This window comes from Kibdelosporangium persicum (genome assembly GCF_013280595.1).
GTDB lineage: Bacteria > Actinomycetota > Actinomycetes > Mycobacteriales > Pseudonocardiaceae > Kibdelosporangium > Kibdelosporangium persicum.
The window spans coordinates 1-14231 of the sequence record NZ_JAAATY010000041.1 but is presented as its reverse complement, the minus strand read 5'-3'; the positions used below and the strand labels follow the sequence as shown (position 1 = coordinate 14231).

Below are 14231 nucleotides of genomic sequence, written 5' to 3'. Positions count from 1 at the left end.
CATGGTGCCGGAATGGTGGACACGGGATTGGGGGGTCACCGCTTGGTGTCCCTCCCGCGCGTGTCGGTCGCGGGGTCCACGTCGATGCGTTCCTTGCGGACCTTGCCCTTGACTTGCTGCTGTTCGGTCACTTCCTCGGTGTGCATGCGGACCTGTTCGACCGGGACGGACTCCTTGCCCATCACTGGCCGCTCGGCGTGCAGGACCACTTCCTGCTCGTCCTCGGCGATGTCGGTCTGGCCTGCCCGGCGGGGGTCGGCCGGTTCGCGTTCGATCCGGACCTCCTCGTGCGACACCGGGACCGTGACCTGCTGCTCCTCGGTCACCACGTGCTTGCGGAGGCGAACACGGCCGGACTCGACGCGTTCCTTGCCGACCTTCAGCTGTTCCTCGGACCGGGTCATCGTCTGGTCACCCTGACGGCCGCGCTGCTGCGCCTGCTGACCCTGCTGCCCCTGTTGACGCTGCTGACCGCGCCCACCGGCGCGCTGCATGGGAATCCCGTAGTAGTCGTACAGGTGCATGCTCTCCTGGGCGGACAGCCGTCCCTCCGCGTCGATCCGGGGGGCGTCCTTGATCTTCTCCTTGCCCCAGTTCACGTGCAGCCCGTCGGTCGCCGTCTGCGCGCCGGCCAGCGGCACGAAGCTCTCCTTGTGCCCGAACAGGCCGGTATGGACGGTCACCCACTCCGGCTGCTCCGACTCCTCGTTCAGGTACACCGTCGCGACCCGGCCCACGCGTTCCCCGCGGGTGTCGTACACCTCGCTGCCGACGAGTTCCTGCGGTCCCATGGCTTCACCTTCCGTGTCTATAAAGGACAACGTTCGGAAGTCCACAGTCCACCGTGCACCGCCGGCTCGCAACCGGGCCGGGACCGGCACCTGTCGGCAACCCACGCAACCGCCACAGACGGCGAGCACAAGACCGTCAGGATGTGTGGTTTATCCGCGTTTTGTCCGGGCATACGCATGACACCCCAACGGGTACAAGGGAGCCCTGTGGGTGACACCGGACTCGAACGCGGGTTTTTCCCGAGTGACGTCAACCGACCGCGAGCAGGCTCGCGCCCCGCGAGGACAGCTTGTGCACGGCGGATCCGTTGGAGCGGTGGGTGATCACGAGCCCGGCGTCGCGCAGCACAGTGGTGTGCTGGGACGCGCCCGCGACGGAGATGCCGATCGCCTTGGCCAGCTCGGACGTGTTGACGCGCGGCGCTTCGGCGATCGTGCGCAGCACGGTCGCCCTGGTCCGGCCCAGCAACGCGACCAGCGATTCCGGCCGGGGCGCGGACCGCTGCCCGGCGACCGGCCCGGACCAGCCCAGTTCCCGCTCGACCGGGTAGACCAGGATCGGCGTCCGGTCCGGGTCGGCCAGGGTGATCGGCTTCTGCCAGCAGAAGAACGACGGCAGCAAGGTCAGGCCGCGGCCGTCGAGATGGATCTCCTGGTCGACCGGATACTCCACTTCCAGGACCGGCGCACGCCACTTCATCGACGGGTGCAGCATGGTCAGCATGCTCTCGATTCCGCAGTCCGTGGTGAGTTCGGCGCGTTTGTCGCGGTCCGCCCGGATGTGCGCGCGGATCGTCTGCCAGTGCGGCCGCAGGACGTCCTGGTGGTAACGGCGGATGCTGTTCGCCAGTTGGCGCATGGCGGACACGTCGCCGTCGGCGATACCGGCCGCCCACGTCGGCAGCGTGGTCTCGCTCGCCAGCCGCTGGATGTCCATGCGCAGCGCCGCTTTGCCGGTGCCGAGCAGGATGTCCAGCGCGGCCTCCAGATCGGGACTGTCCACAGTAGGCGTGAGGAAGTCCGGTGAATAGCCCTTCGGCCGCGCCAGCGTGGCCAGAACGGCCGCCGACGGGCGCATCGACGACCGTGCCTGCCTGCGCCACGGCTCGAACACGAGCGCGCCGTGACCGGCCTGCAGCACATGCATGCTGAGCAGGACTTCCCACAGTGGATGCGGTTCGGCGCGAACCCTGATCCTGGCCAGATCGTCCGCGGTGAAATGGATGCGCAGCACTTGTCCCCCTGCACACGAGTAGTGCGCCGACACCCCCCGTGCCGGCAGGCAGAACGATAATCGCCATGATCCGGCGGCGGATATCCGCTGGGCGACAAGTTGCTGTCGTTCCGCGGACATCGGCGCGTCAGCTACCGCCGCAATTGTCCCATGATCACGTGACCACCGCATCGGCGTTCACGTCTGGCTGAAACCCGTGAAGAAACCCGGCTGATCATCCGATCATTCTGCGTTCTACTACCCGTATCGTGAACCGGTCACGAGACCGGCTCGCGCAGGGCGGCCGTCAGGAGCCCGTACGTCTCCCGCACCGCCCCCCACCACGCTCGGCACCACCACCGCCCCCTCGGCGCGAGGACTCCGCAATGCCCGGGCTGCCCCGCGCCCGAAGTCAAGACCGGCAGATCACGAATCGCCACACCGGCAACCTCGAACCGCTCCGATCTTGGACCAGGTGTCGAAGTACGCCCTACTTCGGTGTCTGGAAGCCGCCGACCTTCTGCTCGAGCAGTTCGGCCAGCCGCAGCGGGGTGCGGTCCTCGAACGCCGGGCCGATGAGCTGCACGCCGACCGGCAGGCCCTCGGGGGACCGGCCCGCGGGTACGGCGGTGGCGGGCAGGCCGGGCATGGTGGCCAGGCCCGCCCAGACGAGCTGGTCGAAGTACGGGTACTCGACGCCGTCGATGTCGATGCGCCGGTCCAACGGATTGGGGGTGTGGTCGTGCGGGAACGCGGGCGTCGGCGTGATCGGGCACACCACGGCGTCGAACTCGGTGAACAGCTGCCGCCAGGCGTGGCGGTGGAGCTCGCGGCGGTTGTTGGCGTCCATCCAGTCGCGGTGGCTGAACACCATGGCGCGCAGTCGCGTCGTGCTGAGACTCTGGTCGTCCGCACTCAGCCCGGCGACGCGGGTCCGCAACTGCTCGTGCGATTCGGTGGGAAAACGCGCGACAGAGCCCGAAATCAGCAGCTGCATGTAGAGCGTCGCGGCTTCGGTCAGATCGGGCAGCAGCGGACTGTGCCGTTCGACGCGGGCGCCGCCGTCGACGAGCGCGTCGGCCACCCGGTTCACGCCCGCCCGCACGGCGGCCCCGGTCGGAATGAGCGGATGCTCGTCGAGGACCAGGACCCGGAAATCGGAGAGCCGCTCGTGGCGGGCGGGCGGCAGTGCCAAACGGTGCGCCACGCCGAGCGTCAGCGGGTCCGGCCCGGCCATCACGTCGAGCAGGAGCATGAGGTCGCGGGCGGTGCGCGCCATCGGACCGACCACGGCGAGGTCCAGGTCGACCGGCAATGCCGGTTCGGACGGCGCGACCATACCGCGGTTCGCCGCCAGCCCGACCGTCGGCTTGTGCGCGTAGACGCCGCAGAAATGCGCCGGGGTGCGCAGCGAGCCGGCGATGTCGGAGCCGATGGACAATGCGCCGAACCCGCACGCCAGGGCCGCCGCCGACCCGCCGGAGGATCCGCCCGGCGTGCGACCGTGATCCCACGGGTTGACGGTGGTGCCGTAGATCTCGTTGAAGCTCTGGATGTCCTGTAGCCCCAACGGCACGTTGGTCTTGCCGAGCACCACCGCGCCCGCGGCCTTGAGCCGCGACACCTGTACCGCGTCCTCGGCCGGCATGTAGTTCCGGTGCGGCGGCATGCCCCAGTTCGTGGGCAGCCCGGCGATGTTGTACGACTCCTTGACCGTCACCGGAATGCCGAGCAGCGGCCGGTCCTCACCACGCGCGCGGGCCTGGTCGGCATGGTGTGCGGCGGCCCGCGCACGGTCGAAGTCCGGCACGCAGATCGCGTTGATCACCTTGTCGTCGCGCTCGATACGGGCAATCGCCTCGTCGGTCAGTTCCACCGATGTCACCGCACCGGCGCGCAACGCGGCAACGAGTTCTTCGGCCGTCTGAAAGCTCCACTCCATGAATCCGAAGCTATCGACCTGCCACAGAGGACACGAAATTCCGGTTCGCACAACAGGGAGACCGAACGGGCCACTTGTACCGACGAAGTCGCGCACTCGGTCCACCACCGAAGGTGACCCACCGCAGGTCACAGCGCCGGCAGTGGGCCAACTCCACCCGCACAGGCCATGAAACGCCGCATCGTGCAACAGGATGGACGTCTCAATTCCTGCCCGCTGACCGTCGATGGTCCCGATCGCCCACTGATTTCCCGCCACTTTCTGGGGACGATGGGATGACAACAAACAGGGAGGAACCGATGGACCGCTACTTCACCCGCGACGGCGCCACAATCGCCTACGAGCACACCGGCGAGGGCACGCCGCTCGGCTACGCGCACGGCGTGTTCCTCAGCCGGGATGCCGTGCGGCGCATGCACTTGTTCGACTTCGACACCCTGTCAGCCGGTCGGAGCCTGCTCACGTTCGACCAGCGCGGCCACGGCGAATCCACCGGCCGCCCGGTCGCCGCCGACTACACGTTCGCCAACGTCGCCCTGGATCTGCTGGGGCTGCTGGACGAAACGGGCATCGACGAGCCGATCGACTTCGCCGGGTCCTCCTGGGGCGCGGCGATGGCCTTACACGCGGCCGTGATCGCTCCGGAACGGTTCCGCAGCCTCGTGCTGATCATCCCGCCGGTGGCCTGGGAGGACGGCCCGGTCCTCGCGCGGCAGTGGTACTCCGACACCGCGGACGAGATCGAGCGGCTGGGCGGGCCTGCCTGGCGCACGGCGTGGGCCGAGGCCGATCCGCTGCCGATCTTCGCCGACTACCCCAAGTTCGACCTCACCCCGCAGATCCCGGACGAGCTGCTGCCGTCGGTGCTGCGCGGCATCGGCCAGTCCGACCTGCCACCGCAGGAGCTCGTCGCGCGGCTGCGCATCCCGACGCTGATCACGACCTGGGAGACCGATCCGCTGCACCCGGTGGGGACCGCACGGCGGCTGCACGAGCTGATCCCCGGCTCGCGGCTGCACATCGCGACCTCGGTGCCGGAGATCCAGACGTGGACCGGGCGGACCGCCGACTTCCTCGGTGCACGCCCGCGATCCTGACCGGCTGCCCGTCAACCGGCTCGCACCTCGTCGAGCCACATCTGAAGCGCGACACGGGATTCACGCAGCGTGCGAGCAGGCTCGCCGAGGCCGCTGTGCGAGTGGCCGTGGCGCGGGGCATGTGGGCTCCAGAACTTGGAGAACGCCAGCCTGATGCAGTCCTCGACAGTCGTGGCGTGGTAGAGCAACAGCTCGGCGACACGCTCCTGCAAGGAGCCGGGAGCGCAGCCGAGGTCCGTGGCGTCGCGGTGCAGCCGGGCGTACTCGCTGACGATCCGGCCGCCGCGACGGGCGACGTCAGCCGGTGGCGTGCCAGGGCGGCAGCACTCGGCAATCGTCTCCTCGGCGTTGGGCTGGGCCCTGATGCCCTGGTCGACCAGATCGATCAAGGCCGCCAAGCGACCGGCCAGGTCGCCTGCCGGCTCGGCCGCCCTGGCCTTTCGCCGCGGTCCCAGTCGCCACAGTCCCATCGGCACCTCCACCACCGACGCTGGTGCATGGATTCCTCCACGGTAATGCCTGACGGGCGGTTTGACCTTGTCGTAGCGTCAAGGTCTTTACTGGCCGCATGCGCATCGGGGAACTCGCTGACCTGGTCCAGCTCTCCACGCGGGCGATCAGGCACTACCACCACCGCGGCCTGCTGCCGGAACCCGCGCGGCGCGCGAACGGCTATCGCGACTACGGCCTGCGTGACGTGATCGTGCTGGCACGCATCCGCCGGCTCACCGAACTCGGCCTGAGCCTGGACGAGGTACGCGATGCCCTGGCCGACGAGCAGGGCCGTGACCTGCACGAACTCCTCGTCGCGCTGGACGCGGACCTGGCTCGCCAGGAGGCGGCGATCCGCGAGCGCCGGGCCCGGCTCGCTGTCCTGATCGACCAGTCCTCGACCGTCTCCCCCGAGGTGACCGCGTTGCTGGCCGGGATGCCCGCACCGCCCGGCGAGATCGCCGCACTCGAGCGCGAACTGCTCGCGCTGCTGGACATGGCACCCGAACGGGCGGAAGTCGTCTCCGCGTTGCGGGACCACGCCCCGGACGCCCGGCTCGGCGCCGAACTGGCCCGGCGGCTGGAGGAACTGGCGGACGCCCCGGCCGACGATCCCCGCGTCGCCCCGCTGGCGGCCGACCTGGCCCGTGCCATCCCGGCCGGGCTGATGCCCGCCGAGGTGGACCTGGACCATCCGTTCAGCGTCGCCGTGCTGGAGGCGTTGAAGCCCGCGCAGGCCGAGGTGCTCCGGCAGGCGATGCGGTCATGAGAAGGCTTCTGCTGGCCCAGTGGCACGGCCTGGCGAGCCTGTGGTGGTGGATCAGGCGGCGCAGGAAGGGATTGGGCCCGTCGGACGTCGAGATCGGATACGCCCGCGAGCAGATACCGATGATCGTCGTGCTGACAGGCGCGCTGACTCTGGAAACGGCCGTGGTCGGCTTGCTGGTGCCATGGTGGTGGATCCACGTCATCGACGTGCTCACGCTGTTGCAGGTCGTGGGTATCGGCGCGGTCATGGTCACCTGGCCGCACTACCTGACCGGCGACACCCTTGTGCTGCGGGAGGGTTCGATGTTCGAGCTGCGCGTGCCACTGTCGTCGATCGGGTCCGCGCGCGTGCATCGAAAAGACCACAATGGACCGACGATCGACCGCACGGACGACACGCTGAACATCGTGATCGGCAACCAGACCGACGTGACGCTCGTGCTCCGCGAGCCGGTCGACGGCGTGACCACGATCCGCTTCCGGGCCGACGATCCGCATGCCGCGGTGAAGGCGATCTCAACCAGGCTGACGGCGGACATCCAGTGAGGTCGACACGGACCGGCGGCGGCCAGGCCGCCGCCGGTTCCGGCTAGCTCAGCGGGTCCAGCGTCATGGAGGCCTGCTGCGGGTTGCCGTCGTGCACAAGGGATTCGTGCGCGCCGACGTCGTCGAAGGCGAAGCCGTACGCCTTGCCGTCGACCATCTGCGAATGGATCAGCCGGGAGTAGTGGTTGGTCACCGAGTCCCGGTAGAAGTTCGCGTTGTTCGGGTCCGGCTGGTTCGGGTTGACGATCAGGGTGGAGCGGTTGAACCCGGCGCACAGCGTGCGCGAGATCGGCCCGCGAACCTGGTCGTTCGGTGCGTCCAGCAGCTTGTAACAGCCGAAGACGCTGTCCGAGTCCGGTTTCTGGAACGAGGTCGCGACCCCGCCGGACGAGTTGGTGAACGTCATGGTGTTGCCGGAGACCCGGCCGTAGTACTTGACGTTCGGCTGGTTCGAGAAGGGCGTGACCGTCAGCGTGTTGGTCGTGTAGTGCGACCAGACGCGATCGATGTAGTCGCTCATCACGTTGGCGGGCAACGCACCGACGCCGACACCATGGCCGGGAGACAACGCACGCAAGCCGTTGTCGCGGATCAGGCTGCCCCATCCCTGCGAGCGCAGGCCGTTGAACACGGCCGCGTACCCGCCTGGTTTCAGGTGGCCGGTGGTGCGGACCTGACCGTCGCCGCCTTTCACGCCGACCGCGTACGGCGCCGAGAACATGTCCACCTGAGTGCTGTTGATCCACAGGCCGGAGTCGTTGAGCGTGTACTCGGACCAGTTGAACAGGATGTTCACGTTGGGATCACCGGGGTTCTGCACGGCGGGCTGCACCAGGCCGCCGGTGGCGAGCTTGAAGACCAGCTTCTGGCCGTAGGAGAAGTAGATCCGGCCGGAGAACTTCGGGATCTGGATGGTCTTCGTCTGGCCGTTGGCCGGCCCGGGGATGGCCGCGTCCGGTGCGGGCGCCGGCGGATTCGCGCCCGCCGGCCACGCGTGGAACGTGCCGTTCGCGTCGGCCCAGCCTTGCCTCCCGGACGACAGTTGCGTTCCGAGGTTGTAGATGTACACCGGATCGCTGCGCCCGGAACTGTTCTGGATGACAAGCGGGATGGTCTCCGGCACGGCCTGCGCGCTGGTGACCAAGGCTGTCATTCCGGCGGCGACGGACGCCGCCGCGGTGAGAATCGCCATGACTTTCCGTTTGTTGAGCACCTGCTGTTCTCCTCAGGGTCGGAGCCTCGTCAGCGCCCTCTGCAGGGGCGGTGCCGGGCACCGGGCAGGTACTTCCAGGGCGCTGACGTGCGCTTTTCCCGTCAGTGACGTGAGAGCGCTCTCATAGGATCATGGTCGAAGACCGATGTGTCAACGTTTACGCGCACGCAACGCCACCGTCATCCGGAACTGTCAGCGACAGATCGGCGCACGACGCTTTCGTCAGGTACATATACACGGACGGACGCCCGCGACCGGGAGGTTGCCGAGGCGGCCAGTTGTGGGACAATTCCGCGTCAGGTTCCGGCTTGGGGGAATGACGACGTGTGCAACTTCGACGAAGCCACCGCGGTCGGCACGAGCGCTGGAGGGCTATCGTGAGGGCCGTGTCCACACGCTCGAGCAGTGGGGAACGGCGTCCCACCCGGCCGCATGGGCTCGGGTAACCAGTGGAGACCCCGACTGGCGTCCAGCCGGACGACAACCTCCTGCCGCGCAACCTCCCGCCCGACGTCGGCGAGTTCACCGGCCGCGACGCGGACGTCGCCGCGATCCTGCGGATAGGCACGCAGCAGGGCAAGCGCACGGTGGTCGTCTCCGGGTTCGGCGGCGTGGGGAAGTCGGCGCTCGCCGTGCACGCCGCGCACAAGCTGACCGGCCAGTTCCCGGACGGTCAACTGTTCGCCGACTTGCGTGGCGCCACCGGCCGTGAGGTCGACGCCCACGAAGTGCTCGGGCGTTTCCTGCAGGCGCTGGGGGTGCCCGCGTCCGCCGTCCCGGTCAGCACGGACGAACGCATCGAGCAGTACCGAGCCAGGGCCGCCGGCCGCCGGCTGATCATCGTGCTGGACAACGCACGCGGCGAGCACCAGGTGCGCCCGTTGCTGCCGGGCGACCGGAGCAGCCTCGTCATCGTCACCAGCCGGTCCCGGCTGACCGGGCTGGACAACGCCGAGTCCCTCGAACTGGACTTCCTCGCCATGGATTCGGCGATCGAGCTGCTCAGCCTGATCATCGGCGCCGAGCGGGTGGAAAGCCAGCGCGCCGAGGCCGAGCGCATCGTCGAACTGTGCGGCGGCCTGCCGCTCGCGGTCCGCGCGGCCGGGGCGAAGCTGCTGGCCAGGCCGCACTGGCCGCTGAAGTCGCTGGTCGTCCGGCTGTCCGACGAGCACCGCAGGCTGGACGAGCTGACCGTCGGCGACCTGGCGATCCGGTCCAGCCTCGGGCTGAACTACGCCGAACTCGACGAGCGGCAACGCCGGGCGTTCCACCTGTTGTCCGTGCTCGACCTGCCGGACTTCGGCTGGTGGCCGGTGGCGCCGTTGCTGGACGTGTCCCCGCGGGAAGCCGAGGACATCGTCGAGCACCTGGTCGACCTGCGGCTGCTGGAAGTCGCCGGGGTCGACGCGATCGGCCGGGTCCGTTACCGGTTGCACGACCTGGTCCAGCTGTTCGGCGCCGAGCAGCACGAGTCCGGTGTCGGCATGGCCGCCGCGGTGACCCGCACGATGGCCACCTGGATGATGTTGATCAACGAGTGCGGCCGTGACCTGCCCAGGATCACGGTGTCCCTGCGCCCGGTGACGTTGCCGGACATCACGGTCGACCCGGCGCTGGTGCGGGAGGTCCGGGCCGATCCGGCGGAGTGGCTCAAGTCGGAGTCCGCCGCGGTCGTGCGCATGGTGGAACGCGCCTACGAGCTGCGGATCAACTACAACACGATCGTCTCGCTGGTCTCGTCGCTGGCCACGCCCTTCTCCGCACGCAACGAGTTCGACGAATGGCAGCGCACCCAGGAGGTCGCTCTTGAGGTGACCAGCGCGGTGGGCGACCAGCAGGCCGAAGCGGCCGCGCTCGCCGGGCTTGGCCAGCTGCACGCGGAAAAGGACGACTTCCCCGCGGCGCTCACCCATTTCCGGCGGGCCGCGAAACTCGCCGCGGTCATCGGCGACGACACCACGCTGGCCGCCGCCCTCGTGGGCATGGGCACCGTCAACCGTGAACTCGCGGTGACGGACGCCGCCGTCATCGACCTGGGTGCGGCGGCCGTGTTGGGCGAGGAGATCGACCACCTCGGCGTCGTGGCGGTCGCGAACTACGGTCTCGGCGCGATCAGCCGCGACAAGGGCGACATCGCCGCGGCGACAGCCCAGTTCCAGCGTTGCATCGAGGTGTACCAGAAGGCCGGTGACCAACGCGGTGCCGCGTTGTCGTTGCGTGGCCTCAGCCTCTGCCACCGTGCTGTCGGCGAGTACGCCGCCGCGGCGGATCTCGCCGCCCAGGCCGTGACCATCCTTGACGAGCTCGGCGACGACCTGGGAGCCGCGTACGCGCGTCAGTCGTGGGCCAAGGCCGCCCTGCGGATCGGCAAGCACGCCGAGGCGGCCAAGACGCTGGCCGAAGCCCTGGAAACGTGCACCCGCAGGCAGGACCGGTTCGGCGTCGCACTGATCACCCGCACCCTCGGCGAACTGCACCTGGCGTCCGGCGATCCGGCCGCGGCGCGGCAGACCCTGAGCTCGGCGCTGGACCTGTGGGCGGCCTTGGACCTGCCGTTGTGGCAGGCCCGGACGTTGCGTGACCTCGCCGCCGCGACCGTCACCGACGACCCGGCCACGGCCGAGGCGCACTGGGCCGAAGCCCGGCAGCTGATCGACGGCACCGAAGCCCGCGAATCGGCCGAGCTGGCGACGACGACGCCCGGACAGTGGCTGGCCACAGTGCGCGCGTAGTGCCACCGTCAACGCGCCGGTTTCCAGCGGGCAACAGCACGACTGCACGGCTGTTGCGTTGATCTCCGCCCTGCTCCGCCATTCGGCCGTTACCCTCCGCCTAGCGAGAACACGCAGCGTGGTGAACGTTTTTCCGGGTCAAGAGCGATGCTGGGGATGATGACCGAACTTCGTTACGGGGTACTGGGCCCGCTCGAGGTCGTCCGCGACGGCGAACGTGTCGCGGTCAACGGGCCCAAGCTGCGTGTTCTGCTGGCGACCTTGCTGCTGCAGGCCAACGCCACGGTGTCGATGGACCAGCTCGGCGAGCGGCTGTGGGGCGAGCGTCCGCCCGCCACCGCGCGCAAGAGCGTCCAGCTGTACGTGATGCGGCTGCGGCGGATCCTCGGTGACGACTCACTGATCGAGACCCGCCCGGACGGATACCTGATCAACGTCCGGCCCGGCCAGCTCGACCTGTTGCGGTTCCGGGACCTGACGATGGCGGCCCGGCAGGCAGCCCGGTCCGGCGACCTGCTCGAAGAGCTGACCAACCTGGACGACGCGCTGGCGTGCTGGCGTGGCCCGGCACTCATCGACGTGCCCTCCGAGTCGTTGCAGCGGGAGGCCGTCGCCGAACTCGCGGAGGACCGGCTGCGCACCGTGGAGCGGCGTATCCAGGTGCACCTGGACTTGGGCAGGCACCGCGAAGTGATCGGCGAACTGGTCCAGCTGACCAAGGAACACCCCTGGCAGGAACAGTTCTGGGTGCAGCTGATCCAGGCGCTGCACCGCTCCGACCGGCTGGCCGACGCGCTGGACACGTACCGCACGGTGCACCGGAAGTTCCGCGACGAGCTGGGCATCGACCCGGGGCCACGGCTCCAGCAGATCCAGCGCACGATCCTGGCCGACCAGCCGGTGATCGACCGCGACGGACAGCCCGCCACGACCGCGCCGATCAACCAGCTCCCGGCGGCCCTGCGCGACTTCGTCGGCAGGCAGGACACGATCGACCGGCTGATGGAGACGCGCGGCCCGATCACGGTCGTGTCCGGGCCGCCCGGAATCGGCAAGACCGCGCTCATCCTGCACTTCGCGCATATCGTGCGAGACCGTTTCCCCGACGGCCAGCTGTACGTGAACCTGCAGGGCTACGCGGCAGACCCGCCGTTGGCTCCCGCCACCGTGCTGAGCCGTTTCCTGCGCGCACTGGGCGTCGGCCGCGACGAGATCCCGGCCGACCTACAGGACCAGGCGGCGCTGTACCGCAGCCTGCTCACCGACAAGCGGATGTTGGTGGTGCTTGACAACGCCGTCGACGCCGAGCAGGTGCGGCCGTTGCTGCCCGCCGACCCCGGCTGCCACGTGCTGATCACCAGTCGCAGCGACCTGCGTGGCCTGGTCGTCAACCCGGGAGCGGACCATCTGCCGCTGGATGTCCTGACGGACTGGGAATCGGCCGCGGTGCTCACCGAACTGGTCGGGACCCAGCGAGCCGAGGCCGAACCGGACGCGCTGCTGGACCTGGTGACGGCGTGCGCGAACCTGCCGCTCGCCCTGCGGATCGCCGGAGCCAACCTGGCCGCCAACCCGCATCGGCGAATCGCCGAGTACGTCGAGGAGATGAAGCAGTCCGGGCGGCTCCCGGAACTCGCGATCGACGGCGACGAGGCGTCCGCGGTGCGCGTCGCGTTCGACCACTCCTATTTGCGGCTCAGGGAATCCGACCAGGTGCTGTTCCGCTTGCTGGGCCTCGCCCCAGGCCCGGACATCGGAGTAGGCGCGGCCGCCGCCCTCTTCGGCGAACCGGTGCCGGAGACCAGCCGTGCGCTCGACCGGTTGACGGCGGCCGCGTTGCTGCACCGGGAATCCGGTGAGCGGTACCAGTTCCACGACCTGATCCGTGAGTACGCGCTCTCGCAGCAGCGCGTACCGGACTCCACCGAAGCACTGACCCGGCTGGCGGACTTCTACCTGCACACGGCGAATGCCGCGGCACGCCTGTTGTACCCGACGACACCGCGATTGCCGTTGCCCGATCCCACCGTCCACCCCGCGCCGTTGACCGAGACGACCGCGTTGCGGTGGCTGGACGAGGAGCGCTACAACCTCGTCGCCGTCGTGACCTGGGCCGCGTCCCATCCCGTGCTTCGCCCGTACGCATGGCGGCTTGTCGACGTGCTGCGCGGATATCTGCAGGCTCGTGGCTACGCCCGGGAAGCACTCACCGCGTTCGAAGCCGCATTCCGCGCGGCACAAGAAGCCGGGGAACCGTCCGCGCAGATCTCGATGTTGGACGTACTCGGCCTGATGGCGTACAACCTGAGCGACTACGAGCGGGCGATCGACTACCACAAGCAGGCGCTGGCGGTCGCCGAACAGATCGCGGACCTGGACGCCGCCGCGCAGGCGTTGCACAACCTCGGCCGGATCCACATCCAGCAAGGCCGGCCCCAGTTCGCCGAGGACTGCCACCGTAAGGCACTGGACGCCAGCCGCAGGACCGGCAACCAGCTGGCGGAAATCCTCGCGCTGAACTACATCGGCGTCGCGCACACGTCGTCAGGACGTCCGGCGACCGCCTTGGAATGGCACGAGCAATCGCTTGCGCTGAGCCGGGAAACCGGAAACCAGGCGGCGGCTTTCCGTGCTCTGAACGGACTCGGCATCGCCTACTGGAACCTCGGCGAACTCGACAAGGCGGTCCGGCTGCAACACCAGGTGCTCGACTACTGCCGGGAGATCGGCGAACGCTTCGGCGAACTCATCACGCTGGTCTGCCTCGCCGAAATCCACTGCGACCGGGAGAACTACGACACGGCACTCGCCCACGCCGACGAAGCGATGCGCCTGAGCACCCAGATCGGCGACCGGCGCAGCGAAACCGGCGCGCTGGAGATCATCGCGACCGTCCACAGCAGACGAGGCCACTTCCTGCGCGCGATCACCGGTTACACCGAGGCGCTGCGCCTGGCCCGGCGAATCGGCTTCCGGTACGGCGAAACGTCCATCCTGATCGGGCTGGCGGGCGCCCACCGCGAAGCAGGTGACGCGGAGCTGGCCTTGACGTACAGCGAGCAGGCACTGATCAAGCTGCGTACCGGTGGGCAACTCTTGCTTGAAGCACGAGCGTTGACCGAGTTGGCGTACGTGCAGCTCGCGCTGGGACACCGTTATGAGGCACGGGTTTACATCACGCACGCTGTCCGGCTCGCGCAGGAACGTGGGCAGCGTTTGACTGAGCAGCGTGCCCGGCAGATGCAGTCGTTATTGGATGAGGCTTAACGTTTCCGGTGGTCCAATCCGGTGCGAAACGCCGTGGGTTGGTTGTGGTTCCTGGTTCTTCAGGTTGCCTTGGGTTGTGGCTCTTGCCCCTTCTGGTCGCCTTGGGTTGTGGCTCTTGGTCCTTCAGGTTGCCTTGGGTTGTGGCTCTTGGTCCTTCTGGTCGCTTTGAG

At 68.7% G+C, this 14231-nt stretch carries 10 protein-coding genes; 5 read left to right on the top strand and 5 right to left on the bottom strand.

All coding sequences use genetic code 11. The annotated features are described in order from the left end of the window. Nucleotides 1-35 precede the first annotated feature (35 nt). The 3 genes from GC106_RS41605 to GC106_RS41595 form a co-directional block, all read right to left on the bottom strand. The gene (locus tag GC106_RS41605; RefSeq protein ID WP_173141702.1) at nt 36-791 is read right to left on the bottom strand and encodes a DUF2382 domain-containing protein; all 756 of its coding nucleotides are present in this window, start codon (nt 789-791) and stop codon (nt 36-38) included. A gap of 250 nt (nt 792-1041) precedes the next feature. After that, nucleotides 1042-2025: an ArsR/SmtB family transcription factor gene (locus GC106_RS41600; RefSeq protein WP_173141701.1), complete on the bottom strand. Its 984-nt coding sequence runs from the start codon at nt 2023-2025 to the stop codon at nt 1042-1044. A 469-nt stretch (nt 2026-2494) separates the two neighbouring features. Next, the gene (locus tag GC106_RS41595) at nt 2495-3946 is read right to left on the bottom strand and encodes an amidase (RefSeq protein WP_173141700.1); all 1452 of its coding nucleotides are present in this window, start codon (nt 3944-3946) and stop codon (nt 2495-2497) included. 299 nt (nt 3947-4245) lie between these two features. On the opposite strand from GC106_RS41595, the gene GC106_RS41590 reads away from it, so the two are divergent. Continuing rightward, nucleotides 4246-5043 (top strand): alpha/beta fold hydrolase, encoded by a 798-nt coding sequence (locus GC106_RS41590; RefSeq protein WP_173141699.1) that lies wholly within the window; start codon nt 4246-4248, stop codon nt 5041-5043. A gap of 11 nt (nt 5044-5054) precedes the next feature. Here GC106_RS41590 and GC106_RS41585 read toward each other — a convergent pair whose 3' ends face one another. Then, nucleotides 5055-5513, bottom strand: a complete 459-nt coding sequence (locus GC106_RS41585) for a hypothetical protein (protein WP_173141698.1) — start codon at nt 5511-5513, stop codon at nt 5055-5057. A gap of 98 nt (nt 5514-5611) precedes the next feature. Between GC106_RS41585 and GC106_RS41580 the strand changes: the two genes are divergently transcribed. Continuing rightward, complete coding sequence (locus GC106_RS41580) at nt 5612-6304, top strand: MerR family transcriptional regulator (RefSeq protein ID WP_173141697.1); 693 nt, start codon at nt 5612-5614, stop codon at nt 6302-6304. Then, nucleotides 6301-6849, top strand: coding sequence for a hypothetical protein (locus GC106_RS41575; protein WP_173141696.1), 549 nt, complete (start codon nt 6301-6303; stop codon nt 6847-6849). The genes GC106_RS41580 and GC106_RS41575 overlap by 4 nt, the downstream gene beginning before the upstream one ends. A gap of 43 nt (nt 6850-6892) precedes the next feature. On the opposite strand, the gene GC106_RS41570 is transcribed toward GC106_RS41575, so the two are convergent. After that, entirely contained in the window at nt 6893-8062 is a 1170-nt protein-coding gene (locus GC106_RS41570; protein WP_312873302.1) for a beta-1,3-glucanase family protein, read from the bottom strand. 449 nt (nt 8063-8511) lie between these two features. On the opposite strand from GC106_RS41570, the gene GC106_RS41565 reads away from it, so the two are divergent. Beyond that, nucleotides 8512-10794 carry a tetratricopeptide repeat protein gene (locus tag GC106_RS41565; protein ID WP_173141695.1) on the top strand — a complete coding sequence of 761 codons (2283 nt, stop codon included), beginning with the start codon at nt 8512-8514 and terminating at the stop codon, nt 10792-10794. Nucleotides 10795-10953: 159 nt separating this feature from the next. Next, nucleotides 10954-14061: an AfsR/SARP family transcriptional regulator gene (locus tag GC106_RS41560; RefSeq protein ID WP_173141694.1), complete on the top strand. Its 3108-nt coding sequence runs from the start codon at nt 10954-10956 to the stop codon at nt 14059-14061. Nucleotides 14062-14231: the final 170 nt, after the last annotated feature.